Here is a 23,168-nt window from a genome sequence, read left to right as displayed (position 1 = left end):
CACTGAGTTGATCATTAATCACGTCAATTGCGGCATAAATCAACGGAGTTCCTCATGACCGGGCACCAGCAGCCTTTCGTCCGGATCGACACGAGCAGACCCCATCCCGCGCGGATGTACGACTGGTATCTCGGTGGAAAGGACAACTACCCCGTCGACGAGGCCATGGGCCGCCAGATGTTCGCCCTCGACCCGCGCGTGCCGGTGATGGCGCGGGTCAACCGGGCGTTCATGCACCGGGCCACACGCTGGCTCGCCCGGAACGGGGTACGGCAGTTCCTGGACATCGGCACCGGCATCCCGACCGAGCCGAACCTCCACCAGATCGCCCAGGAGACCGCCCCCGACGCCCGCGTCGTCTACTGCGACAACGACCCGATCGTCCTCGCCCACGCCGCCGCCCTGCTGCGCGGCACGGACGAGGGCGTGACGGAGTACCTCCAGGCCGACGCACGCGATCCGGACGCCATCCTGGACGGCGCGCGGAAGATCCTCGACCTCACCCGGCCCGTCGCCCTCTCGCTCATCGCGCTGCTGCACTTCGTCCCCGACGAGGACGGCGCCTACGAGCTGGTCGGCCGGCTGCTGTCCGAACTGCCCTCCGGCAGCTACCTGGTCGTCAGTCACGCCACGGCCGACTTCACCCCCGAGGAGTCCAAGGCGGCCACCGAGAAGCTCAAGGCGGCCGGCGTCACCCTGGCGCTGCGCTCCCGCGAGGAGTTCACCCGTTTCTTCGACGGCCTCGAACTCGTCGAGCCCGGCGTCGAGGTGCCCCAGAACTGGCACCCCGAACTGGGCGACCCGGTCCCCGGCCAGGAGGACGGAGTGATCCCCGGGTACGGGGCGGTGGCCCGCAAGCCTTAGCCGCGGTAGTCAGCGGCCGGCCCGGGCCGCTGATCTCGGCAGCAGACCCTGGCCGCCGCTCTCGGCAGCGAGCCTTGGCCGGCCGGACGGCCACGCGGGCGGGAGCACCCCGCGGGGCCGTCGGGTGGCCGCCGCGCGGGCGTCACACGGCCATCGGCCGGTCGTACGGGGAGATCGGCGCCGGCAGCCGCGAACTGCCCGTGAGATACCGGTCGACGGCCGCCGCCACCGCCCGACCCTCCGCGATAGCCCAGACGATCAGCGACTGCCCGCGCGCCGCGTCCCCGGCCGCGAACACCCCCGGCCGGTTCGTCGCGAACCCGGCGTCCCGCGCGATCGTCCCGCGCGGCTCCGTCGCGAGCCCCAGCTGGTCGATGAGCCCGTCACCCCGGTCGGGCCCGGAGAAACCGAGGGCCAGCAGCACGAGATCGGCGGGAAGGGAACGCCCGGTGCCCGGCAGCGGGCGTCGCGTCGCGTCCACCTCGACCAGGTGCAGCGACCGGACGTGCCCGCCCGCGTCCCCGGTGAACCGGAGCGTGGACGCCGCGAACAGCCGCGCGTCCGCGTCCGCCGCGGGCGCCGTGCGAAGATCACGGGCCTCCTCGTGCGCGGGCGACAGCCGGTACACCTTCGGATACGTCGGCCACGGCTCGGTGTCTTCGTCGCGCTCGGTCCCCGGCTGGCCGTAGATGTCCAACTGCGTCACCGACGCGGCCCCCTCGCGCACCGCGGTCCCCAGACAGTCTGCCCCCGTGTCGCCGCCGCCGACGATGACGACGTGCTTTCCGGCGGCGGACATCGGGGAGACCTCCAGATCCCCCTCGCACACCCGGTTGGCCAGCGGCAGGTACTGCATCGCCTGGTGGACGCCGGCCAGCTCCCGTCCCGGCACGGGAAGTTCACGCCACGCCGTCGCCCCGGTGGCGATCACGACCGCGTCGTACCGAGCGCGCAGTTCCGCGGCCGCCACGTCCCGCCCGACCGCCGTGGACGTGCGGAATCCGGTCCCCTCGGCCCGCATCTGCTCGATGCGCCGGTCCACACGGTGCTTCTCCATCTTGAACGCCGGTATGCCGTACCGCATCAGCCCGCCGAGCCGGTCGTCCTTCTCGTACACCGCGACCGTGTGCCCCGCGCGGGTCAGCTGCTGCGCCGCGGCCAGCCCCGTGGGCCCCGACCCGATCACCGCGACCGTCCGCCCCGACAGCCGCTCCGGCGGGCTCGGCGGAGCGAGTCCGTCCGCCCAGGCCCGGTCGGCGATGGCGCACTCGACGTTCTTGATGGTGACCGCGGGCTGGTTGATCGCGAGCACGCATCCCGCCTCGCACGGTGCGGGACACAGCCGCCCGGTGAACTCGGGGAAGTTGTTGGTGGCGTGCAGCCGTTCGGCGGCCACGCGCCAGTCGTCGCGGCTGACCAGGTCGTTCCATTCGGGGATCAGGTTGCCGAGCGGGCAGGCGTCGTGGCAGAACGGCACCCCGCAGTCCATGCAGCGGTCGGCCTGCCGGTTGATGATGGGCAGCAGAGCACCGGGGACGTAGACCTCGTTCCAGTCCCGGACCCGCTCCGCGACGGGCCGGCGGGGCCAGTCCCGGCGAGGCGTGGTGAGGAAACCCTTGGGATCGGCCATGGCCGTCTTCCTTGCGTCCGCGTACGACAGGGCGTGCGTCATCGGGCGGCGCTCTCTGTGGCCACGATACGACCCCCGGCCGGGCGCGCAGAAGGCGTGACGGTACTTTCCGAGGCGCTCCTCCGTGTTCCTCACCGAGGCGCTCCTGCCGAGGCCGGGCGGGGCCGGACAAGGCTTCAGGCGAGCGCCAGCACGTACGCCACCGCCGTGCCGGCCGAGGCGATCATCCGCACGTGGTTCCACCTCGTCCACTCGCGCACGTACGACGGCCAGTACGCGGCCGCCTCCGGCGTCTCCGGGTCCAGCCCGAACAGTGTGTCGTTGCGCGGCACGTTCGCGACCATGGTCACCCCGAACGAGCCGAGCAGATACAGCGCGCTGCCCACCAGCAGCTCCACCGTCCCGTCGTCCGGCCACAGCACGAACGTCACCACGGCGATCACCGAGCACAGCACCGCCGATCCGAGGAACACGACCATGAACGCCGGTGTCACCGCCGTCACGTTGATCGCGTTCATCGCGGCGACGCCCTGCGCCGGCGGCAGCGCGGCGAGACCTCGCATCACGAAGGTCGAGAAGGCGCAGAAGACCCCGGCCACCAGAGCGGTCCCGAGCACCCCCAACACCGTCAGCAGGTAATACGGACCATCGATCATCAACGTCAACTCCCCTGTCCGGCCGGGGCCTCTCCCGGCGCGTCGCCTCACCACAAGTGCATTCCCACGCGGGACCCGCGACCATGGAAGGACCGGAGAAGACGGCCCGCGGTGTGACATGGCGGCCGCATGCGGCCGTTCCCCGTGCGGCCGGACAGTCCGCGGCCCGCCACCCGTTCCGCTCCGCGTCTGACGCATCATGGCCGGTGTGCGACTCGAAGCGATCACCTGGGACCGGCTCGGCGACCTCCTGGCCGAGCGCCTGCTCGATCTGGAACCGGCCGACGGCAGCCCCTGGCCGCGCATCGCCTTCGACGGCGCCCCCGCGGCCCGCCCGGGAGACCTCGCCGAGCGCGTCGCCGAGGCGCTGCGCACGCTCGGCCGCCCCTCGCTGGTCGTCGGCACGGAGGGCTTCCTGCGTCCGGCCTCGCTCCGCCTCGAACACGGCCGGCAGGACGTGGACGCCTACTACGACGGCTGGTTCGACACCGGCGCCCTGTGGCGTGAGGTGTTCGGCCCCCTGGAACCCGGCGGCGACGGGCGTGTCCTGCCCGATCTGCGGGACCCGGCCACCGACCGTGCCACCCGCAGCCCGTACGTCCGACTCCGGCCCGGCTCTTGCCTGTTGCTGCATGGTCCGCTCCTGCTGCGTCACTGGTTCCCCTTCGACCTGACCGTGCACCTGCGCCTCTCGCCCGGCGCCCTGCGCCGCCGCACCCCCGAGACCGACCACTGGACGCTTCCCGCCTACGAGCGCTACGAGGCCGAGACCGACCCGGCCGGCACCGCCGATGTGCTGGTACGCGCCGACGACCCACGCCACCCGGCCTGGAGCGGGTGACGTCCGGCCCCGGTCCCCGCCCGGCTCCGGTCCCCGCCCGGCTCCGGATGCGCCCGTTCCGTTCCGCGGCGAGAATGAATGTCGCCGGGACAAGCGGTGCGTCCCGTGCCGCGCCGGCCGTCCGGTACCAGGAGGTACTCCATGACCACCGCCGGAGACATCATGCACCGGGGAGCCCAGTGGATCCCCGCACACGAGACGCTGGACCGGGCGGCCCAGCTCATGCGCGAGCTGAACGTCGGCGCCCTGCCCATCAGCGACGAGAACGAACGGCTCTGCGGCATCCTCACCGACCGTGACATCGTCGTCGGCTGCGTGGCCATGGGGCACGACCCGGCCAGGACCACCGCCGGCGAGATGGCCCACGGCACTCCGCGCTGGATCGACGCGAGGGCCGACATCTCCGACGTCCTGCGTGAGATGAAGGACCACCAGATCCGCAGGCTTCCCGTCATCGAGAACAAGCGGCTGGTCGGCATGATCAGCGAAGCGGACCTCGCCAGGCACCTGCCGGAGAACCAGATCGCCGACTGGGCCGAGAGCGTCTACGCCCGGAGCGGGGCGCGCTGACCCCGCCGGATCACAGCCAGCCGTTGCGCCGGAAACCGCGGTACAGCACCAGGCACGCGACGGATATCACCGCTATGACCAGCGGATATCCGAACCTCCAGTGCAACTCCGGCATGTGGTCGAAGTTCATGCCGTAGAGCCCGCAGACCATCGTCGGCACGGCGATCACCGCGGCCCATGCCGTGATCTTGCGCATGTCCTCGTTCTGCGCGACCGTGACCTGGGCCAGATGCGCCTGCAGGATCGAGTTCAGCAGCTCGTCGAAGGAGGCGATCTGTTCCTTGGCCCGTATGAGATGGTCGAGGACGTCCCGGAAGTAGGCCTGGATCTCCGGGTCCACCACCCGTATCGGCCGGGTCGCGAGGTCCTCGATCGGCCGCCCGAGCGGAACCACGGCCCGCTTCAGCTCCAGCAGTTCCCGCTTCAACTGGTAGATGCGTCCGGGATCGGCCCGTGCGCCGTTCTCCGCGAACACGTCCGTCTCGACCTGGTCGATGTCCTCGTGGACCGCGGCGGTGACGCTCAGGTAGTCGTCGACCACGTGGTCCGCGACCGCGTGCAGCACCGCCGCCGGCCCCTTGGCGAGCTTCTCGGGGTCGGCCTCCAGTTCCTCGCGCAGCGGGCCCAGCGAGCCGTGGCGTCCGTGCCGCACCGTGATCACGAAGTCCTCGCCGACGAACAGCATGATCTCGCCGGTGTCCACCACCTCGCTCGTCGCCGTCAGTTCCTCGTGCTCGACGTAGCAGACCGTCTTCAGCACCGCGAACAGCGTCTCACCGTAGCGCTCCAGCTTCGGGCGCTGATGGGCCTCGACCGCGTCCTCCACGGCCAGGGGGTGCAGGTCGAACAGCTCGGCGATGCCCGCGAACTCCTGGTCCGTCGGCTCGTGCAGGCCCAGCCACACGAAGCCGTGACGGCTTCTGCGTACCCGCTCCACCGCCTCGACGACGTCCTCGCCCCCGGAGGTCCGGGTGCCGTCCCGGTACGTCACGCAGTTCACCACCGAGGACCCCAGTGGGGACCGGGCCGGGTGGCTCAGGTCGACGCGGGGGCGCCGCCGGGCGAGCCGTGCCACCTTGCGGAGGCCGCCGACCTTGCTGAGACGCGTGACCTTCCGCAGGTTCCCCGCCATCGACATCTCGATCTCCTCGCGTGCAACTCCTCGGGCTTGACGCTCTGTTCGTGCGGTGCGTCGTGGCCGTGCTCCGGTGACGCGTCGCGTTCCTGCCCCGTGGCGCGCCAGTCTGCCAGTTTCCGGCGAACCGTGGGTGAGCCTGTGGGAACTCGGCGTTCCGCTTTGTTCCCTCCTGTGGACGAAGGGGGCCGGGTGGCACGGACGCCGGTCGTCCGCGCTCGACGCGGTGTCGCACCGCCCGGCGGGACATCGCCTCACCCCGGCGGGACATCGCCCCGACGGCGCATCGCCTCGCACCGGTGGGGCCGTGCCTCGCACCGGCAAGGCCGTGCCTCGCGCCGAGGGGGCAGCGCCTCGACCTGCCGGACAAGCGGGACAACTGGGATGATCGCACCATGATGCGATCCGACGGATACCTCCTCGACAACCGGCAGTCCGAGGCGGGCGAGCGCTTCGACGCCTTCGCTTCCCTCTTCGATCCCACGACCTTCCGGCACCTCGCCGAGTGCGGTGTCGGACCCGGATGGCGCTGCTGGGAGGTCGGGGCCGGCGGCACGTCCGTGGTTTCCTGGCTGGCGAAGAAGGTCGGGCCGACCGGCAAGGTCGTCGCCACCGACATCGACACCTCGCGCGTTGCCTCCGCCGCCCGGCCCCCGGTGGACGTCCGGGTCCACGACGTCGGTGCCGAGGAGCCGCCGGGGGAGGGGTTCGACCTGGTGCACGCCAGACTCGTCCTCGTCCATGTCCCCGACCGCGAACGGGCACTGCGTTCGATGGTCAGGGCCCTGCGCCCCGGCGGCCGCCTCCTCGTCGAGGACGCCGACCCCACCCTCCAGCCACTGCTCTGCCCCGACGAGCACGGTCCCGAACAGCACCTCGCCAACCGGCTGCGGCACGGATTCCGCCGGCTGCTGGCCGACAGCGGAGCCGACCTCTCCTACGGCCGCAAGCTGCCGCGACTGCTGCGCGAGGCCGGTCTGCGACAGGTCGAGGCCGACGCGTACTTCCCGGTGTCCTCGCCCGCCTGCGCCGCCCTGGAATCGGCCACGATCCGGCAGGTCCGCGACCGCCTCGTCGCCGCGGGCCTCGCCACGGACGAGGACATCGACCGCCATCTGGCGAACGTCGCGTCCGGAGCCATGGACCTGGCGACCGCCCCGATGATCTCGGCGTGGGGACGCAAGCCATAGCCGGGCCGGGGCGTCGCCGGTTCATTTCCCGGGTCTCCGGTCTCTTCCCGGGTCTCCGGTCTCCTCCCGGGTCTCCGGTCTCCTCCCGGGTCTCCGGTCTCCGGCCTTCCGTCTGCGGGCCCGCGCCCCGCGCTCACTCCCCGGCCGTCGGCCTCCCGCCCACCCGTTCCACGGCGCGCGCCCCCGCCCGGCAGCCCTCCCGCGCCGCGTGCTCCGGGTCGGCGCCCGTGAGCAGGGCCGCGAGGAACGCGCCGGTGAAGGCGTCACCGGCTCCCGTCGTGTCCCTGGGCGTCGCCGGGACGGCCGGCACCCGGGCGCGCAGTTCGCCGGACCGGGCTACCAGCGCGCCGTCCGCGCCCTGCTTGGCGACCACGAGCGGGACGTGCCGACTCAGCTTCACCGCAGCGTCCTCCGGATCGGGCAGCCCGGTGAGCAGGCAGGCCTCGTCCCGGCTCGGCAGCAGGACGTCCACCCCCTCGACGAGCCGCAGGAAACGGTCGACGCCCAACCGGGTGAGAAAGCCCGCCGACGCCGGGTCCAGGCTCACCGGCACACCACGCGCGCGTGCCGACCGCAGGGCCGCCGCCACCAGGGCCCGGCTCGGTTCGGAGAACAGCAGGTAGCCCGACAGGTGCAGTCGCGCGACCCCGTCGAGCAGCGCGTCGGACCAGTCACCGGGATCGAGCCGCAACGAGGCGCCGCTGTCGGTGAGGAAGGTCCGCTCGGCCGCGTCACCGGTGTCCACCAGACAGATCACCGTCCCCGTCGGTGCCCGAGGGTCGACGACGAGGCGGGGGCGCACCCCGCAGGCGACCAGTTCACGCTCGTGCCACGCGGCCGACTCCGCACCCACCCGGCCCAGCAGCCGTACCTCCGGGCAGTCCCAATGCGCCGCCCAGCAGGCCACGTTGGCGCCCGCGCCACCCGGCACCGTCCGGATCGCCGCGGCCGTGTCCGTTCCCGGCGCGAGCGGCCCCCGATGCCGGGCGACGACGTCCGTGATCACATCCCCGACCACCAGCAGCGCACCGGATCCCGGGCCCTGGACGCCGGCCGCGCCGCCATCGCCGCCGGCCTCCGAACCGCCCGGCTCCGCCGTCACGCTCCGGCCCAGGCCGCCGCGATCCGCGATGCCAGCCGTACGTTGCCGCGCACCGCCGCCAGATTGGCGCTCAGCGAGGCGCCGTCGGTGTGCCGCACCAGGTAGTCCAGCAGGAACGGCGTGACCGCCTGACCGGTGACGCCCTCGGCCTCGCACGCGTGCAGCGCGTCGGCGAGCACGCGCGCGTGCAGCCCCGGGTCCAGCTGCTCCGCCTCCGGCACGGGGTTGGCGACGATCAGCGCCGACTCGGGCCCGCCGAGCGCGTCCTGCGCCCTCATCACGTCGGCGACCTGATCGGGCGACTCCAGCGTCCAGTCCACCGGATGGCCCGAGTCCGACAGGTAGAAGCCGGGGAAGCGGCCCGTGCCGTATCCCGCCACGGCGACGCCCAGCGTCTCCAGCCGCTGCAGGGTCGCCGGCACGTCCAGGATCGACTTCACGCCCGCGCACACCACCGTGATCCGGGTGCGCGCCAGCAACCCCAGGTCGGCCGACTCGTCCTGCGTCACCGTCCACTCCCGGTGCACCCCGCCGAGCCCGCCCGTCGCGAACACCCGCACACCCGCCAAGGCCGCGAGCAGCGCGGTCGCCGACACCGTGGTCGCCCCGCTCGCACCGGAGGCCACCGCGAGCGGAAGGTCACGGTGGCCCAGCTTGCGGATGCCGTCCTCGTTCGCGACCCGCTCCAACTGATCCTTGTCGAGGCCGACATGGGGCCGTCCGTCCAGCACCGCGATCGTCGCCGGCACGGCACCCTCGCTCCGTACGACCTCCTCCAGCTCCCGTGCCACCTGAAGGTTGCGCGGGCGCGGCAGGCCGTGCGCGATGATCGTGGATTCCAGGGCCACCACGGGTCGACGCGCGTCGACCGCCTCCCGCACTTCTTCCGACACCACCAGCACCACGTGCCCGCCTCCTGTCAGTCGGTCCTCCCTCATCTCTGGCGGGCGGCACCCCCTGCCAAACCCTTGCGGCCCGTCACCGAGGGCCCCAGCCTGGGATGCATGACGGACAACACGGCACGTCTGGACCACGTCGTCCTGTGGGTGCGCGACCCGGTCGCCTCGGCCGGTTTCTACGACAAGGCGGTCGGACTCGAGCCCCTCAGGGTCACCGAGTTCGCCGCCGGTACGACGTCCTTTCCCTCCGTACGGCTCAACGACGAGACCATCTTCGACCTCGCACCGCTCACCATGGCGGAGGAGATGAACATGGTCCCCGGGGCCGCCGACAGCGCCGGTCACCCGGTCAACCACGTCTGCGTGTCCCTCCCCGGCCCCGACTTCGAGGCGCTCCGTACCCGCCTGGAGGAAAACGGCGTCCCCATGTCCGACATCTCGCACGGCGCCTACGGCGCCCGCGGGAGGGCCAGGCGCAGCTTCTACTTCCGCGACCCGGACGGCAACGTCTTCGAGGCCCGGCACTACGACTAGAGGGCCTGTCCGGCGGCCGCGTGTGCGCGGCCCCCGTCCGGCTCGGTCCGCTGGACGGCGCAGGTACCGTCGCCAGGCCTCCCGTCAGAACAGCGGCTCGGGGAGCACCCCTTCCAGCGCGAGCAGCTTCCGCTTGGCCTCCAGGCCGCCGCCGAAGCCGCCGATGCCTCCGTCGCTCTCGACGACCCGGTGGCAGGGCACCACGACCGGCAGCGGATTGGACCCCATCGCCGCCCCCACCGCCTGGCTCGCGCCGGGCTGGCCGACCCGCCGGGCCAGATCCCCGTAGCCGACGACCTGGCCGAACGGCACGCCGGTCGCCAGCTCACGCAGCACCTGCCGGTTGAAGCCGGAGACCAGCGACCAGTCCAGCGGCAGCTCGAAAGCGCGCCGCTCGCCCGCGAAGTACGCCTCGACCTGCCGTATCGCCTCGGCCAGCAGCGGCGAGCCGGGAGCCTCGACGGGCTCGCCGCCCAACCGGGACGCGAGCCGGCCCAGCGCCCTGTCCCGCACCGCGTCCGTGGCGTGGAACACGACGTTGACCAGGCCCTCGGGGGTCGCGGCCAGCAGCAGCGGACCGATCCCGGTGTCGACGACGGCCCATACGATCCGCTGCTCGTACTGCTGCCCATGGCTGTCCATGCGTCCCACCGTACGGCCCGCCACTGACAACGCCGTGCGAGCAGCGTCCGGGCGGCTTCCCGCGGAGGCATCAAGGGGCTTGGAGCGCGGCCCGCACCAGATCGGGCTTGTCGGTGATGACGCCGTCGACGCCGTACCCGGCGGCCCGGCGGGCGGTGTTCACGTCGTCGACGGTCCAGGTGAACACGGACAGCGGGCTGCCGTGCGGTCCGGCGAGCGCGTGGACGGCGGAGACGTAGCCCGCCGAGATCGAGGCGTACGAGGGATTGATCCCGTCGGTGAAGGCCGCGTACACGGGCAGGTCGGACACGGCGGGCTTGCCGAGGAGGGCGGTCCGGACGCCCGGTTTCAGGTCGTGGACGATCCGCAGACTGCCGGCGCTGAAGCTCTGCACCACCAGCCGGCCGGCCAGGTGCCGGTGGTCGAGCCAGCCCTCGTTGCCGAGGACCTTCAGCGTCTGGCGCTCGATGCCGGGGTACAGCTCGGGGCTCTTGATCTCCAGAAGCAGGTTCTGCCGGTGCAGTCCGACACGGCGCAGGTACTGCTCCAACGTCGGCACGCGCGTGCCCGCGTACGCGGGACCGAACCAGCTCCCCGCGTCCAGCCGAGCGATCTCGGCCGCGGTGAAGTCCTTCACCTTCCAGGGCGCCCGCCCGGGAAAGACCTGCTCGGCGTCGGTCGTGCGCCGCAGGCTGTCGTCGTGGATCACGACGAGTTCCCCGTCCTTGGTGCGCTGGACGTCGTTCTCGACCCAGGAAACGCCCAGCAGGGCCGCCGCGTCGACGGCGGGCAGCGTGTTCTCGGGCGCGTAGGCGGAGGCGCCCCGGTGGGCGACGACCAGGGGCGCCGCGCCGACGTCGCCGGCCCGGGCGTCGGACGTGGGAAACAGGAGGGCGACGGCCCCCAGGAGCGCGGTGGTCAGGGCGGCTACGGCGCGCACGTGCATGCGTACTCCTCGCGTCGAGCGGTCGGCGGGATCACGGACAGCTCAACTGTGACAGCATCGCGTAACCGGCGACGGGGCGCAGAACGGCCACACGGCGAAGGGAACCGCCCAACTCCGCTCACCGGTGGCGCACAACTGGGTCAGGCGCGTGTTTCTTTGCCGGAAAATCGTTCGACCATTCAGGTGGGGGTCATACTCTCTGCGTCAGCCCTGCACCGCTCGGGCGGTACTGGGAGGGGGGCGCTTTCCACGGATTCCGGACGCAATAAGGGCGGAAGGGCAGCCGCGCATGCAGGGCACGGTCGACGGATTCAGCTACGGGCTCGTCACACCACTGGTGGGCTATCTCATGGCCTGCCTGGGCGGTGCGCTCGGCCTGCGCTGCACGACCCGGTCCATGCTCGTGGCGCGCTCCTGGCGCGCCGGCTGGCTCGCCCTCGGCTCCGCCGCGATCGGCTCCGGCATCTGGACGATGCACTTCGTCGCGATGATGGGGTTCACGGTGAAAGGGGCGCCCATCCACTACGACAGACCCCTGACCTACGCCAGTCTGGGCGTCGCCGTCCTCATGGTGGGCATCGGGATCTTCATCGTCGGCTACCGGGGCGCGAAGGGCGCGGCCCTGTTCACCGGGGGCACCGTCACCGGCCTCGGCATCGCCTCGATGCACTACCTTGGCATGGCCGGCATGCAGCTGAACGGCAAGTTCGAGTACAACACCCTCACGGTCGCCGTCTCCGTCGTCATAGCGATGGCCGCCGCCACCGCCGCCCTGTGGGCCGCCGCACAGGTCAGGGGGTTCCTGTGGAGCGTCGGCGCGAGTCTCGTCATGGGGCTGGCCGTCAGCGGCATGCACTACACCGGCATGGCGGCCCTCAGCGTCCACCTCCACGGCCCCGCCGACTCCTCCACGGGCGACTCGCCGGCCGGACTGCTCGCGCCCATGCTGATCGGCCCGCTCGTCTTTTTGCTGCTCGCCGCCGTGATCGTGGTGTTCGACCCACTGATGGTCATGGGCAAACCGGCCTGGTCCCCGGCCGAGCGCAAGCCGGGCGTCCCGGCCCGTCCGGCCGCACAGCACCCGGCCCGCCGTCCGCCGCACCGCCCCGGCCGGCGGCAGCCGGGCCGCCGCGGCTCCCGAACTCCGCAAAGCCGCTGATCCCGCCGCATTGTCAGTGGCGGGTCGTACGGTGGACAGCATGCGGCCCGTTTCCCAGATCGAACGCACGGTGGCGCCCTTCGAGGTCGTCAGCCCCTACCAGCCGAGCGGCGACCAGCCGCAGGCCATCGCCGAGCTCGCCCGGCGCATCGAAGCGGGCGAGAGGAACGTCGTCCTGCTCGGCGCTACCGGCACCGGCAAGTCCGCGACCACCGCGTGGATGATAGAGAAGCTCCAGCGCCCCACCCTGGTGATGGCGCCGAACAAGACGCTGGCCGCCCAGCTGGCGAACGAGTTCCGCGAGCTCCTGCCCAACAACGCCGTCGAGTACTTCGTCTCGTACTACGACTACTACCAGCCCGAGGCCTACGTCCCGCAGTCGGACACCTACATCGAGAAGGACTCCTCGATCAACGAGGAGGTCGAGCGCCTGCGCCACTCCGCGACCAACTCGTTGCTCACCCGCCGCGACGTCGTCGTGGTCGCCTCGGTGTCCTGCATCTACGGCCTCGGCACGCCGCAGGAGTACGTCGACCGCATGGTCCCGCTCAGGGTCGGCGACGAGATCGACCGTGACCAGCTGCTGCGCCGCTTCGTGGACATCCAGTACACGCGCAACGACATGGCGTTCACCCGTGGCACCTTCCGGGTGCGCGGCGACACCATCGAGATCTTCCCGGTCTACGAGGAGCTCGCCGTCCGCATCGAGATGTTCGGCGACGAGATCGAGGCACTCTCCACCCTCCACCCCATCACCGGCGAGATCATCAGCGACGACCGGCAGCTGTACGTCTTCCCGGCCTCCCACTACGTCGCGGGCCCCGAGCGCATGGAGCGGGCCGTCAACGACATCGAGAAGGAGCTGGGGGAGCGGCTGGCCGACCTGGAGAAGCAGGGCAAGCTCCTGGAGGCCCAGCGGCTGCGGATGCGGACGACCTACGACCTCGAGATGCTCCGCCAGATCGGCACCTGCTCCGGCGTGGAGAACTACTCGATGCACTTCGACGGCCGCTCGCCCGGGTCCCCGCCCAACACCCTGCTGGACTACTTCCCGGACGACTTCCTGCTGGTCATCGACGAGTCGCACAACACGGTCCCGCAGATCGGCGCCATGTACGAAGGCGACGCATCCCGCAAGCGCACCCTCGTCGACCACGGCTTCCGCCTGCCGTCCGCCCTCGACAACCGCCCCCTGAAGTGGGAGGAGTTCCAGGAGCGGGTCGGGCAGACCGTCTACCTGTCGGCCACGCCCGGCACCTACGAGCTCTCCCGCGCGGACGGCGTCGTCGAGCAGATCATCCGTCCCACCGGCCTCGTCGACCCGGAAGTCGTCGTCAAGCCCACCGAGGGCCAGATCGACGACCTGGTGCACGAGATCCGTACGCGGGCCGAGAAGGACGAGCGCGTCCTGGTCACCACGCTCACCAAGAAGATGGCCGAGGACCTCACGGACTACTTCCTCGAACTCGGCATCCAGGTGCGCTACCTGCACAGCGACGTCGACACGCTGCGCCGCGTGGAACTGCTGCGCGAACTGCGCTCCGGCGAGTTCGACGTCCTGGTCGGCATCAACCTCCTGCGCGAGGGCCTCGACCTGCCCGAGGTCTCCCTGGTGGCGATCCTCGACGCCGACAAGGAGGGGTTCCTGCGCTCCGGTACCTCCCTCATCCAGACCATCGGCCGCGCCGCGCGCAATGTCTCCGGCCAGGTCCACATGTACGCCGACAAGATCACACCGGCGATGGAGCGGGCCATCGAGGAGACCAACCGCCGGCGCGAGAAGCAGATCGCGTACAACAAGGAGCGGGGCATCGACCCCCAGCCGCTCCGCAAGAAGATCAACGACATCGTGGCGCAGATCGCCCGCGAGGACGTCGACACCGAGCAGCTGCTCGGCTCGGGGTACCGCAAGACCAAGGACGGCAAGGGCGCCAAGGCCCCCGTGCCCTCCCTCGGCAAGGCGGCCGGCACCGGCGCGGCCGGCGCCAAGGCGGTCAAGGGCAAGGCCAGGCAGACGGTGCCGACCGACCGTCCCGCGGCCGATCTCGCCGAACAGATCGAGGAGCTGACGGAGCGTATGCGCGCCGCCGCCGCGGACCTTCAGTTCGAGATCGCCGCCCGGCTGCGCGACGAAGTCTCCGAGATGAAGAAGGAACTGCGTCAGATGAAGGAGGCGGGACTGGCCTGACCGTCCGTCGGCACGCGTCTTCCGGGCCCCGTCCGCACGCGCTGTGTTGCAAGACCGACACAAAGTACGGGCCGGGGTACGGCACTGTCAGTGGCCCTGCGTAGGGTGCTCATCAACCGCGGATTCCGCGGCAACAGGGGAAAGTACGAGAGGGGAATCAGCGCGTGACCGTCAACATGACCAAGGGTCAGGCCATCAGTCTGCAGAAGAACGACGGAGGCAGCCTGTCCGCGGTCCGTATGGGTCTCGGCTGGCAGGCGGCTCCCCGGCGCGGCCTGTTCGGTTCGCGCACCCGGGAGATCGACCTGGACGCCTCCGCCGTCCTGTTCGCGGACAAGCAGCCGGTCGACGTCGTCTTCTTCCGCCACCTGGTGAGCGACGACGGCTCCGTCCGTCACACCGGCGACAACCTCGTCGGCGGCGCCGGCCAGGGCGGCGACGACGAGTCCATCCTCGTCGACCTGCAGCGCGTCCCGGTCCACATCGACCAGATCGTCTTCACCGTGAACTCCTTCACGGGGCAGACCTTCCAGGAGGTGCAGAACGCGTTCTGCCGCCTGGTCGACGAGACCAACGGCCAGGAGCTCGCCCGCTACACGCTCGCGGGCGGCGGCGCCTACACCGCCCAGGTCATGGCGAAGGTGCACCGCGCGGGCGCGGGCTGGACCATGACGGCCCTCGGCAACCCGGCCAACGGCCGCACGTTCCAGGACCTGATGCCGGCGATCCTGCCGCTTCTCTAGCGGGACCGGCGAGCGGCACACGACACGACACACCAGCGACACAGGGGGACGAAGGCGATGACGGCCGAGCTGGTGCGGGGGCAGAACCACCCGCTTACCCGGGTCCGTCTCGAGGTCCGGGTCTCGGCCGGCAAGCCGATCGTGGCGGCGGCCACGCTCAGCGACGAGAACGGCAAGATCCGCGGCGTCGAATGGGTGGCCCATCCGGGCGCACCCACCCTGCCCGGTCTGGAGGTCTCCCGGCAGGCGGCCGCCGACCACCGTCTCGCGGTCGACCTGGACGCCATGCCGGAGGCCGTGCATCGCGTCAGTGTGCTGCTCGCCCTGCCCATGGGAGTCGGCGGCCCGGTCCGGTTCGGCGCCGTCGCCGCCCCCTTCGTCGCGGTCACCGGCCTCGACGGCACCGAGGTCGCCAGCTATACGATCACCGGCCTGGAGGCCGAGTCGGCGGTCGTCGCCCTGGAGCTCTACCGCAGGCAGGGCGCCTGGAAGGTGCGCGCCGTCGGCCAGGGGTACGCCGACGGCCTCGCCGAGCTCTTCACCGACCAGGGTCTGACCGAGGCCCAGCAGCTGGCGACCGGCATCAACGAGGCGGTGGCCCAGGGCCTGGCCCGCTCTGTGCAGGCGCCGCAGGCGCGTACCGCGGACGGCGGCCGCAGCCGACAGGCGACCGCACCGGCGCACGGTCCCGACCACGGCCCCGCGGCCCGGACAACCCCGGGTCACGCGGCCCCCGACGCCGCGTCCCCGTACGCGGCGCAGGGTGCGCAGTCCGGCCCTTCGGCGGGTCCGGCGGATCCCTCCGCCGGACCCCAGCCGTCCGCGCCCACCGCAGGCGGCCCGATCGACTACAGCCACCCGGCCCGGCACACCGGCGCCCCGCCGCCGCCCCCGCCGACCGCACCCCCGGCCCAGCCGGGCTGGCCCGCGCGGCCCGTGGCGGGCGACGCGACCGGCTGGTCCATGGACGAGCGGCTCTACAACCAGGTCTGGGGCATGTTCGAGGACCTGGCCCGCTCCACGGCGGCCTACCGCAGCGCGGTCGACTTCGCCGACTCCCGCATGGAGAAGGAACTCGACCAGGTCCTGTCCGACCCCCGCAGCAGGATCGGCGGGCAGGGCGACGCCGCGCGGGAGGCGGCCCGCACGAAGCACACCCAGCTCGTCGACCAGGCCCGGCAGGCCCTCGACCGGGACCTCGCCCAGCTCGGCGCCGAGGCCGACGTCGTGGAGCCGGCGCTGCCGCCGGCGTACGCGCGCTGGGACAACCCCGTCTGGCACGCCTACCGGGTGCCGATGGAGATCCCGATGGCCGTGCGCCTGGGCGACCTCTACCTGCCCGAGAGCGACCCGCTGCGCATCCCGATGCTGGTCCGCCTGCCGCTCGAACGCGGACTGTGGATCGACAGCGGGCGGGTCGGAATGCTCGACGAAACCTTCGCCGACGCCCACGACCTGCGGCGCCTCGGGATGGAGACCGCGGTGGCGCTCGCCGCGCGGCTGCTCGCCGTCTACCCGGCGGGCGAGTTCACCGTGCACGTCATCGACCCGGCGGGGTCGGCGGCACAGCAGCTCGTACCGCTGGTGCAGAACGGCGTGCTCGCGGGCCCGCCCGCCCTGGGCGCCGCAGGGGTCTCGGACGTCCTGGCGCGGCTCACACAGCGCGTCGACCTGGTGCAGATGGCCATGCGCGGCGGCGCGGCCGACTCGCTGCCGCACGACCTGGACACGGCCGAGCAACTGCTGATCGTCAACGACTTCCCGCACGGCTTCGACGACCGGGCCGTGAACCAGCTGCGCTACCTGGCGGACGAGGGACCGGCCGTCGGCGTCCATCTGATGATGATCGCCGACCGCGAGGAGGCCGCCGGATACGGCCCCTTGCTCGACCCGCTGTGGCGTTCGCTGCTGCGACTCACCCCGGTGCCCGACGACCACCTCGCCGACCCGTGGGTGGGCCACGCCTGGACCTACGAGCCGACCCTCGTTCCGCCCCACAGCCAGGTGCTGAACCAGGTTCTCACGCAGGTCGCGCAGGCCCGCCGTGAGTGGAAGCGCTGACCGTCGAAGTGAGTGTCAAGCACGAGTAAAGCCCCCTGAGCTGCGTCTTTGGAATTTCCTTTACCGATCTCTTTACCTTTCCTTGGTGATTGGGGTACTGTCTTCCGTACGGAGGGGAGTACTCCCTGCCTGCTGCGGCGTTCCCGTCAATACGGATCCGGCCAGATCCCGGGGCGTCGGCCCAGAGTCGTGTCACTGGGTGGAAGAGACCTCCGGCAGCGACGACGCTGACATTTGCCGTTACGTACTGCCGGAGGCGCAGTGGATGTTTCGACGACCCTGTGGGTCCTGACCATCGTGGGCCTCGCCGCCCTGATCGCGGTCGACTTCTTCATCGGCCGCAAACCGCACGACGTGTCCCTCAAGGAAGCCGGGATCTGGACGGCCGTCTGGATCACTCTCGCCGTGCTCTTCGGCCTCGGCCTGCTCGTCTTCGGCGGCGGCCGGCCCGCCGGCGAGTTCTTCGCGGGCTTCATCACCGAGAAGTCGCTGAGCGTCGACAACCTCTTCGTCTTCGTCCTGATCATGACGAAGTTCGCCGTGCCCTCGCAGTACCAGCAGCGGGTGCTGTTCATCGGCGTGCTCATAGCCCTGGCCCTGCGGGCGGTCTTCATCGCCGCGGGAGCCGCGATCATCGCCAGCTTCTCGTGGGTGTTCTACCTCTTCGGCGCCTTCCTGATCTGGACCGCATGGAAGCTGGTCCAGGAGGCCCGGGCCGAGGAGGAGAACGAGGAGTACGAGGAGAACAAGCTGCTCAAGGCAGTCGAGCGCCGATTCGGCGTCGCCGACCGCTACCACGGCACCAAGCTGTGGATCCGGCAGAACGGCAAGCGGGTCATGACCCCGATGCTGGTCGTGATGCTGGCGATCGGCACCACCGACATCCTGTTCGCGCTCGACTCCATCCCCGCGATCTTCGGCCTGACCCAGGACCCGTACATCGTGTTCACCGCCAACGCCTTCGCGCTGATGGGTCTGCGGCAGCTGTACTTCCTCATCGGCGGCCTGCTGAGGAAGCTGGTCCACCTCAGCTACGGCCTGTCGGTCATCCTCGGCTTCATCGGAGTGAAGCTGGTCCTGCACGCGCTGCACGAGTCCGGCGTCCACGTCCCGGAGATCTCCATACCGGTCTCCCTCGGCGTGATCTGCTCGGTCCTCCTGGTCACCACGCTCACCAGCCTCAGGGCGTCCAGGAAGCAGGCGGAGGCCGAGGCGGCGCAGTCCGGGACCGAAGGCGCCGCGAAGGACAGCGTCCAGGCCTGACCACGGCGGACACCGGAACGACGACCACCGGGAGCACCATGAGAAACCTTGCCGACCCCCGCTCCCGGTGCTTCGCCGGACCCACCGGATCGGGGACGATCGCCGCATGATCACCAAGCTCCGGTCGATCGCGACCCGGTGGACGTCGCTCGTGCCGGTGCTCGCGGTCGTGCTGCTGGCCCTCACCTGGGGGCGCGAACTGCCCGGCGCGCTCGTCGCGCTCGTGACGCTCGTCCTCGCGGGCGCCGTGCTGGCCGCGGTGCACCACGCCGAGGTGGTCGCCCACCGGGTCGGCGAGCCCTTCGGCTCCCTCGTCCTGGCCGTCGCCGTCACCGTCATCGAGGTGGCCCTGATCGTCACCCTGATGGCGGACGGCGGCGACAAGGGCGCCACCCTGGCGCGGGACACGGTCTTCGCCGCCGTGATGATCACCTGCAACGGCATCGTCGGCGTCTGCCTCCTCGTCGCCTCGCTGCGCCACGGCACCGCGGTCTTCAACCCCGAAGGCACCGGCGCCGCCCTCGCGACCGTCGCCACCCTGGCCACCCTCAGCCTGGTACTGCCGACCTTCACCACGAGCAAGCCGGGCCCGGAGTTCTCCGCCGTGCAGCTCACGTTCGCCGCGCTGTCCTCGCTCGTCCTGTACGGCCTGTTCGTCGCGACCCAGACCGTGCGACACCGCGACTACTTCCTTCCCATCACTCGTCAGGGCGAGGTGATCACCGCCGACGACCACGCCGAACTGCCGTCCGCCCGCACCGCCCTGATCAGCCTGGGACTGCTGGGCCTGGCCCTGATCGGCGTGGTCGGGCTCGCCAAGGGCGTCTCGCCCACCATCGAGTCCGGAGTCGAGGCCGCCGGACTGCCCCACGCGGCCGTCGGCGTGATCATCGCGATGCTGGTGCTGCTTCCCGAGACGATCGCCGCCCTGCGCTCCGCCCGCCGCGACCGCGTGCAGACCAGCCTCAACCTCGCCCTCGGCTCGGCCATGGCCAGCATCGGCCTGACCATTCCCGCGGTCGCGCTGGCGTCCGTGTGGCTTTCCGGGCCGCTGGTGCTCGGCCTCGGCGCCACGCACATGGTGCTGCTCACCCTCACCGTGGTGGTGAGCTCGCTGACGGTGGTGCCGGGCCGGGCGACACCCCTGCAGGGCGGAGTCCACCTGGTGCTGTTCGCGGCCTACCTGGAGCTCGCGGTCAATCCATGACGGATGCGGGTCGCACAGCGCCGGGCGCACCGTGATAGACCGGGGCCGATCAGCCTGCCCGCCCCGGACCGGAGGAACCGTGCCCCGCACCCTGGCCAACGCCCCGATCATGATTCTCAACGGACCCAACCTGAACCTTCTCGGCCAGCGGCAGCCGGAGATCTACGGCAAGGACACACTGGCCGACGTCGAGGCGCTGTGCGCCAGTACGGCGGCCGCGCACGGCGGCACCGTGGACTTCCGGCAGTCCAATCACGAGGGCGAACTGGTGGACTGGATCCATGAGGCGCGCCTCAACCACTGCGGCATCGTGATCAACCCCGGCGCCTACTCGCACACGTCGGTCGCGATCCTGGACGCGCTCAACACCTGTGACGGGCTGCCGGTGCTGGAGGTGCACATCTCCAACATCCACCAGCGCGAGTCCTTCCGGCACCACTCCTACGTCTCGCTGCGGGCCGACGGGGTCATCGCGGGATGCGGCGTGCAGGGATACGTCTTCGGCGTGGAGCGCGTCGCGGCGCTGGCGGGGGCGGCGCAGGCCCAGGCGTGAGCGCCGCCCCCAGGCCGCTCACAGCCGGCCCGCCTCCACGATCCGCCGCAGGAAGCGCCGGGTGCGTTCCCGCTGCGGGTCGCCGAAGACCTCCTCGGCCGTACCGCGCTCCAGGACCACGCCTCCGTCCAGAAAACAGACCTGGTCGGCGACGTCCCGGGCGAAGCCCATCTCATGGGTGGCCAGCACCATGGTCATGCCGTCTTCCTTAAGGTCGCGCACGACCGTCAGGACCTCGCCCACGAGTTCCGGGTCGAGGGCGGCGGTGATCTCGTCGAGCAGCAGCAGGCGCGGGCGTACGGCGAGGGCGCGGACGATCGCCACACGCTGCTGCTGGCCGCCGCTGAGCCGGTCCGGGTAGGCGTCCGCCCGGTCGCCGAGCCCGAGCCGCTCCAGCAGCTCCCTGGCCCGCTGCTCGGCCTCCTCGCGGGAAGCGCCGTGCACCCGGCGCGGGGCGAGCGTGATGTTCTCCAGCACGGTCATGTGCGGGAACAGGTTGTACGCCTGGAAGACGACGCCGATACGGCGGCGTACCGCGTCCTGGTCGGCGCGCGGGTCGGTGATCTCCTCGCCGTCCAGCCAGATCGCGCCGTCGTCGATCTCCTCCAGGAGGTTGGCGCAGCGCAGCAGCGTCGACTTGCCGGAGCCGGAGGCGCCGATCAGCGCGGTCACCGTGTGCGGGGCCACCTCCAGGTCGACGTCGCGCAGGACGACCGAGTCGCCGAAGGTCTTCCGGACGGACTCCATGCGCAGCACGGGCGCGTCGCTCACAGTGCTCCTCCCTGGGCCCGGCGGCGGTCCATCCGGGCCGTGACCCAGTCCGTGAACCGCGTCATCGGAATGGTCAGCGCCACGAAGACCAGGCCCGCGACGATGTACGGCGTGTAGTTGAGGCTGCGGCCCACGATGATGTCCGCGGCCCGGACGGCGTCGATCGCGCCGCCGATGGAGACGAGTCCGGTGTCCTTCTGCAGCGACACCAGGTCGTTCAGCAGCGGCGGCACCTGACGGCGCACGGCCTGGGGGAGCACGACGTACCGCAGCGCCTGCCGGTTGGTCAGGCCGAGCGAGCGGGCCGCGGCACGCTGCGAGGGGTGCACGGACTCGATGCCGGCGCGGAACACCTCGGCCACGTACGCCGAGTACGTCAGCGTGAGCGCCGTACCGCCGAGCAGCACGGGATCCACGGTGACGCCCTGCAGACGCAGCGCGGGGACGCCGAGGACCACGATCATCAGGTTGATGATCAGCGGCAGCCCGCGGAAGAAGTCCGTGTACGCGGCGGCCAGCACCCGCAGCGGGAAGAACACCGGGCCGCGCAGGGTGCGGGCGACGGCGATCAGCATGCCGAGGACCAGCACCGCCGCCCCGCAGACCAGCAGCAGCCGGACGTTGAGCCACAGCCCTTCGAGGACCTTGGGAAACGCCTCGCGCGCGTACCGCGCGTCGAAGAACGTCTCCTTGGTGCGCGGCCAGCCGGGCGCCTCGACGACGATCAGGTAGAGGACGAACCCGGTGACGAGGGTCGACAGCGCGGCGATCGCCGTCGCCCGGCGGGCACGTGCGCGCTTGTGGCGCTCGCGCTCCAGCCGCCGCGGCGACGGGACGTACCCGTCGCGCATGCCGTCCTCGACGTCCTTGCCGGAGCCCTGGCCCGACTCCGCCCCCGACTCCTCCTCCGCCACCGTCACTTGAGCACCGGGGCGTCGACGGCCTCGGACAGCCACTGCTTCTCGATCCTGGCCAGCGTGCCGTCCTCGCGCAGCGCGTCGACGGCGCCGGTCACGCACGAGGTGAGCGCGCTGCCCTTGTCGAGGACGAGGCCGAACTGCTCCGGCGTGCCGCCCTGGTTCTCGAACTGGCCCACGATCTTCGCGTCGGTGACCTCCGCGGCCGTGATGTAGAAGGCGGTCGGCAGGTCGGTGACGATGGCGTCCACCTGGCCGTTCTTCAGGGCGGACTTGGCCTGGTCGTTCTTGGCGAAGACGGCGGGCTGCTGCTTCGGCTTCACCACGTCGGTGATGTAGTCGAGGCTGGTGGTGCCGACCTGCGCGCCGAGCTTGAGACCCCTGAGGTCCGCGATGCCGGTCGCCTTCGCGGCCTTGGTGCCCTTCAGCGCGATGACGGCCTGGCGCACGTCGTAGTAGCCGGAGGAGAAGTCCACGGCCTTCTTGCGCTCCGTGCTGATCGACACCTGGTTGATGTCGAAGTCGAAGGTCTTCACGCCGGGCGCGAAGGCCTTGTTGAACGGCACGCTCTGCCAGACGACGGCGCTCTTGCCGTAGCCCAGCTGCTTCGCCACGGCGTAGGCGACCGCCGACTCGAAGCCCTGGCCGTTGGCGGGCTCGTCGTCCTTGAACCACGGCTCGTACGCGGGCTTGTCGGTGGCGATCGTCAGCTTGCCGGATGTCTTGGTGGCCAGCTCGCCCTTGGCGCAGGTGCTCCCGGCCGACCCGGACGGCTTGGCGGCGGCCTTGTCCTCCGGCTGCGGAGCGCAGCCGACGGCGGTGGCGAGCAGGGCGATGGTGGCGGCGGCGACGGCGCGGTGCAGCGCGCGAGGGGCAAGATGCATGGCGGGAGATTGGCAGCCCGCCGTCCTGTTTGTCGAGGTCATGGCGGCAACTGTCCGCATGATGGGAATGCGTGTTTCATTACTGTGAACAGCGCCGGGTGGAACGCCCGGGCCGCCGGCCGAGGGCGGGATCGGGAAGGCCGGCGGCCCATGTCGCGCAGGAGCCGTCATCCTGTGCGGGGCGGCTTCCAGTTGACTGCGCGACAGGGCGGACCGCGAGCGCGCGTACGGTGCCGGTGTGTGCGAAGGGTTCACACGGGGCGCGCACGCTGGGCGTCGGGCGGGCGGGAGTGTGCGCGGGGCGTGCAGCCTCGTACCGCACACCCCCGTGGTGTGACGCATCCGCCGCTCCGCACGCTGTAGGGCATGACTCCCCATGGGTCACCGGCCCGTCCTCACCGAGGCGGCAAGCG

General features: G+C 71.3%; 22 protein-coding genes. 12 read left to right on the top strand and 10 right to left on the bottom strand.

Features of this window, described 5'->3' with window-relative positions:
- The first annotated feature begins 54 nt into the window (after nucleotides 1–54).
- Nucleotides 55–864 (top strand): SAM-dependent methyltransferase, encoded by an 810-nt coding sequence (locus AB0G63_RS05435; protein WP_360744627.1) that lies wholly within the window; start codon nucleotides 55–57, stop codon nucleotides 862–864.
- A 142-nt stretch (nucleotides 865–1,006) separates the two neighbouring features.
- Here the strand turns inward: AB0G63_RS05435 and AB0G63_RS05430 are convergent, their stop codons facing one another.
- Nucleotides 1,007–2,494: a glutamate synthase subunit beta gene (locus AB0G63_RS05430; protein WP_360744624.1), complete on the bottom strand. Its 1,488-nt coding sequence runs from the start codon at nucleotides 2,492–2,494 to the stop codon at nucleotides 1,007–1,009.
- Between the two features lie 176 nt (nucleotides 2,495–2,670).
- Nucleotides 2,671–3,150, bottom strand: coding sequence for an anthrone oxygenase family protein (locus AB0G63_RS05425; protein WP_360744621.1), 480 nt, complete (start codon nucleotides 3,148–3,150; stop codon nucleotides 2,671–2,673).
- A 199-nt stretch (nucleotides 3,151–3,349) separates the two neighbouring features.
- On the opposite strand from AB0G63_RS05425, the gene AB0G63_RS05420 reads away from it, so the two are divergent.
- Entirely contained in the window at nucleotides 3,350–3,991 is a 642-nt protein-coding gene (locus AB0G63_RS05420) for a uridine kinase (protein ID WP_360744618.1), read from the top strand.
- Between the two features lie 141 nt (nucleotides 3,992–4,132).
- Nucleotides 4,133–4,561 carry a CBS domain-containing protein gene (locus AB0G63_RS05415; RefSeq protein WP_360744615.1) on the top strand — a complete coding sequence of 143 codons (429 nt, stop codon included), beginning with the start codon at nucleotides 4,133–4,135 and terminating at the stop codon, nucleotides 4,559–4,561.
- Between the two features lie 10 nt (nucleotides 4,562–4,571).
- Here AB0G63_RS05415 and AB0G63_RS05410 read toward each other — a convergent pair whose 3' ends face one another.
- Nucleotides 4,572–5,699 (bottom strand): magnesium and cobalt transport protein CorA, encoded by a 1,128-nt coding sequence (locus AB0G63_RS05410; RefSeq protein ID WP_360744612.1) that lies wholly within the window; start codon nucleotides 5,697–5,699, stop codon nucleotides 4,572–4,574.
- A 392-nt stretch (nucleotides 5,700–6,091) separates the two neighbouring features.
- On the opposite strand from AB0G63_RS05410, the gene AB0G63_RS05405 reads away from it, so the two are divergent.
- Nucleotides 6,092–6,886, top strand: a complete 795-nt coding sequence (locus tag AB0G63_RS05405; RefSeq protein ID WP_360744609.1) for a methyltransferase domain-containing protein — start codon at nucleotides 6,092–6,094, stop codon at nucleotides 6,884–6,886.
- A gap of 133 nt (nucleotides 6,887–7,019) precedes the next feature.
- Here the strand turns inward: AB0G63_RS05405 and AB0G63_RS05400 are convergent, their stop codons facing one another.
- Together AB0G63_RS05400 and AB0G63_RS05395 are read right to left on the bottom strand one after the other, a co-directional pair.
- The gene (locus AB0G63_RS05400) at nucleotides 7,020–7,910 is read right to left on the bottom strand and encodes a sugar kinase (protein WP_360745128.1); all 891 of its coding nucleotides are present in this window, start codon (nucleotides 7,908–7,910) and stop codon (nucleotides 7,020–7,022) included.
- Between the two features lie 74 nt (nucleotides 7,911–7,984).
- Nucleotides 7,985–8,890, bottom strand: a complete 906-nt coding sequence (locus AB0G63_RS05395) for a pseudouridine-5'-phosphate glycosidase (RefSeq protein WP_360745125.1) — start codon at nucleotides 8,888–8,890, stop codon at nucleotides 7,985–7,987.
- Nucleotides 8,891–8,992: 102 nt separating this feature from the next.
- On the opposite strand from AB0G63_RS05395, the gene AB0G63_RS05390 reads away from it, so the two are divergent.
- A complete protein-coding gene (locus tag AB0G63_RS05390) occupies nucleotides 8,993–9,421 on the top strand; it encodes a VOC family protein (RefSeq protein WP_360744606.1) in 429 nt (142 codons plus the stop codon).
- Nucleotides 9,422–9,505: 84 nt separating this feature from the next.
- On the opposite strand, the gene AB0G63_RS05385 is transcribed toward AB0G63_RS05390, so the two are convergent.
- Both AB0G63_RS05385 and AB0G63_RS05380 read right to left on the bottom strand, forming a co-directional pair.
- Nucleotides 9,506–10,063, bottom strand: coding sequence for a methylated-DNA--[protein]-cysteine S-methyltransferase (locus tag AB0G63_RS05385; RefSeq protein WP_360744603.1), 558 nt, complete (start codon nucleotides 10,061–10,063; stop codon nucleotides 9,506–9,508).
- Between the two features lie 70 nt (nucleotides 10,064–10,133).
- Nucleotides 10,134–11,009 (bottom strand): glycerophosphodiester phosphodiesterase family protein, encoded by an 876-nt coding sequence (locus tag AB0G63_RS05380; RefSeq protein ID WP_360744600.1) that lies wholly within the window; start codon nucleotides 11,007–11,009, stop codon nucleotides 10,134–10,136.
- A 289-nt stretch (nucleotides 11,010–11,298) separates the two neighbouring features.
- Here AB0G63_RS05380 and AB0G63_RS05375 point away from each other — a divergent pair, with 289 nt between their 5' ends.
- The 7 genes from AB0G63_RS05375 to aroQ all read left to right on the top strand — a co-directional run bounded on the left by AB0G63_RS05375 (nucleotide 11,299) and on the right by aroQ (nucleotide 20,183).
- Complete coding sequence (locus AB0G63_RS05375) at nucleotides 11,299–12,168, top strand: MHYT domain-containing protein (RefSeq protein WP_360744597.1); 870 nt, start codon at nucleotides 11,299–11,301, stop codon at nucleotides 12,166–12,168.
- Nucleotides 12,169–12,208: 40 nt separating this feature from the next.
- The gene (gene uvrB, locus AB0G63_RS05370; RefSeq protein ID WP_360744594.1) at nucleotides 12,209–14,356 is read left to right on the top strand and encodes an excinuclease ABC subunit UvrB; all 2,148 of its coding nucleotides are present in this window, start codon (nucleotides 12,209–12,211) and stop codon (nucleotides 14,354–14,356) included.
- A 164-nt stretch (nucleotides 14,357–14,520) separates the two neighbouring features.
- The gene (locus tag AB0G63_RS05365) at nucleotides 14,521–15,099 is read left to right on the top strand and encodes a TerD family protein (RefSeq protein ID WP_360744591.1); all 579 of its coding nucleotides are present in this window, start codon (nucleotides 14,521–14,523) and stop codon (nucleotides 15,097–15,099) included.
- Between the two features lie 57 nt (nucleotides 15,100–15,156).
- Nucleotides 15,157–17,160 (top strand): TerD family protein, encoded by a 2,004-nt coding sequence (locus AB0G63_RS05360; protein WP_360744588.1) that lies wholly within the window; start codon nucleotides 15,157–15,159, stop codon nucleotides 17,158–17,160.
- A 261-nt stretch (nucleotides 17,161–17,421) separates the two neighbouring features.
- On the top strand, nucleotides 17,422–18,423 hold the full coding sequence (locus AB0G63_RS05355; protein ID WP_360744585.1) for a TerC/Alx family metal homeostasis membrane protein: 1,002 nt from the start codon (nucleotides 17,422–17,424) through the stop codon (nucleotides 18,421–18,423).
- A 106-nt stretch (nucleotides 18,424–18,529) separates the two neighbouring features.
- Entirely contained in the window at nucleotides 18,530–19,630 is a 1,101-nt protein-coding gene (locus AB0G63_RS05350; RefSeq protein WP_360744582.1) for an ionic transporter y4hA, read from the top strand.
- A 79-nt stretch (nucleotides 19,631–19,709) separates the two neighbouring features.
- The gene (aroQ, locus tag AB0G63_RS05345) at nucleotides 19,710–20,183 is read left to right on the top strand and encodes a type II 3-dehydroquinate dehydratase (RefSeq protein ID WP_360744579.1); all 474 of its coding nucleotides are present in this window, start codon (nucleotides 19,710–19,712) and stop codon (nucleotides 20,181–20,183) included.
- Between the two features lie 18 nt (nucleotides 20,184–20,201).
- Here the strand turns inward: aroQ and AB0G63_RS05340 are convergent, their stop codons facing one another.
- The 3 genes from AB0G63_RS05340 to AB0G63_RS05330 are packed head-to-tail and all read right to left on the bottom strand — an operon-like array spanning nucleotide 20,202 to nucleotide 22,755.
- On the bottom strand, nucleotides 20,202–20,930 hold the full coding sequence (locus tag AB0G63_RS05340; protein ID WP_360745122.1) for an amino acid ABC transporter ATP-binding protein: 729 nt from the start codon (nucleotides 20,928–20,930) through the stop codon (nucleotides 20,202–20,204).
- Between the two features lie 20 nt (nucleotides 20,931–20,950).
- Nucleotides 20,951–21,874 carry an amino acid ABC transporter permease gene (locus tag AB0G63_RS05335; protein ID WP_360744576.1) on the bottom strand — a complete coding sequence of 308 codons (924 nt, stop codon included), beginning with the start codon at nucleotides 21,872–21,874 and terminating at the stop codon, nucleotides 20,951–20,953.
- Entirely contained in the window at nucleotides 21,871–22,755 is an 885-nt protein-coding gene (locus AB0G63_RS05330; protein ID WP_360744573.1) for an ABC transporter substrate-binding protein, read from the bottom strand. The genes AB0G63_RS05335 and AB0G63_RS05330 overlap by 4 nt, the downstream gene beginning before the upstream one ends.
- Nucleotides 22,756–23,168 lie beyond the last annotated feature (413 nt).

Source organism: Streptomyces sp. NPDC020996 (genome assembly GCF_040641355.1).
Taxonomy (GTDB): Bacteria; Actinomycetota; Actinomycetes; order Streptomycetales; family Streptomycetaceae; genus Streptomyces.
Note: the sequence above shows the minus strand (reverse complement) of the source record. Positions and strands in the feature narration are given on the sequence as shown.

Coding starts and splice junctions, on each gene's coding strand:
- AB0G63_RS05435 (WP_360744627.1), top strand. CDS start 55: ATGACCGGGCACCAGCAGCCTTTCGTCCGGATCGACACGAGCAGACCC.
- AB0G63_RS05430 (WP_360744624.1), bottom strand. CDS start 2,494: ATGGCCGATCCCAAGGGTTTCCTCACCACGCCTCGCCGGGACTGGCCC.
- AB0G63_RS05425 (WP_360744621.1), bottom strand. CDS start 3,150: ATGATCGATGGTCCGTATTACCTGCTGACGGTGTTGGGGGTGCTCGGG.
- AB0G63_RS05420 (WP_360744618.1), top strand. CDS start 3,350: ATGGCCGGTGTGCGACTCGAAGCGATCACCTGGGACCGGCTCGGCGAC.
- AB0G63_RS05415 (WP_360744615.1), top strand. CDS start 4,133: ATGACCACCGCCGGAGACATCATGCACCGGGGAGCCCAGTGGATCCCC.
- AB0G63_RS05410 (WP_360744612.1), bottom strand. CDS start 5,699: ATGTCGATGGCGGGGAACCTGCGGAAGGTCACGCGTCTCAGCAAGGTC.
- AB0G63_RS05405 (WP_360744609.1), top strand. CDS start 6,092: ATGATGCGATCCGACGGATACCTCCTCGACAACCGGCAGTCCGAGGCG.
- AB0G63_RS05390 (WP_360744606.1), top strand. CDS start 8,993: ATGACGGACAACACGGCACGTCTGGACCACGTCGTCCTGTGGGTGCGC.
- AB0G63_RS05385 (WP_360744603.1), bottom strand. CDS start 10,063: ATGGACAGCCATGGGCAGCAGTACGAGCAGCGGATCGTATGGGCCGTC.
- AB0G63_RS05380 (WP_360744600.1), bottom strand. CDS start 11,009: ATGCACGTGCGCGCCGTAGCCGCCCTGACCACCGCGCTCCTGGGGGCC.
- AB0G63_RS05375 (WP_360744597.1), top strand. CDS start 11,299: ATGCAGGGCACGGTCGACGGATTCAGCTACGGGCTCGTCACACCACTG.
- uvrB (WP_360744594.1), top strand. CDS start 12,209: ATGCGGCCCGTTTCCCAGATCGAACGCACGGTGGCGCCCTTCGAGGTC.
- AB0G63_RS05360 (WP_360744588.1), top strand. CDS start 15,157: ATGACGGCCGAGCTGGTGCGGGGGCAGAACCACCCGCTTACCCGGGTC.
- AB0G63_RS05350 (WP_360744582.1), top strand. CDS start 18,530: ATGATCACCAAGCTCCGGTCGATCGCGACCCGGTGGACGTCGCTCGTG.
- AB0G63_RS05340 (WP_360745122.1), bottom strand. CDS start 20,930: ATGGAGTCCGTCCGGAAGACCTTCGGCGACTCGGTCGTCCTGCGCGAC.
- AB0G63_RS05330 (WP_360744573.1), bottom strand. CDS start 22,755: ATGCATCTTGCCCCTCGCGCGCTGCACCGCGCCGTCGCCGCCGCCACC.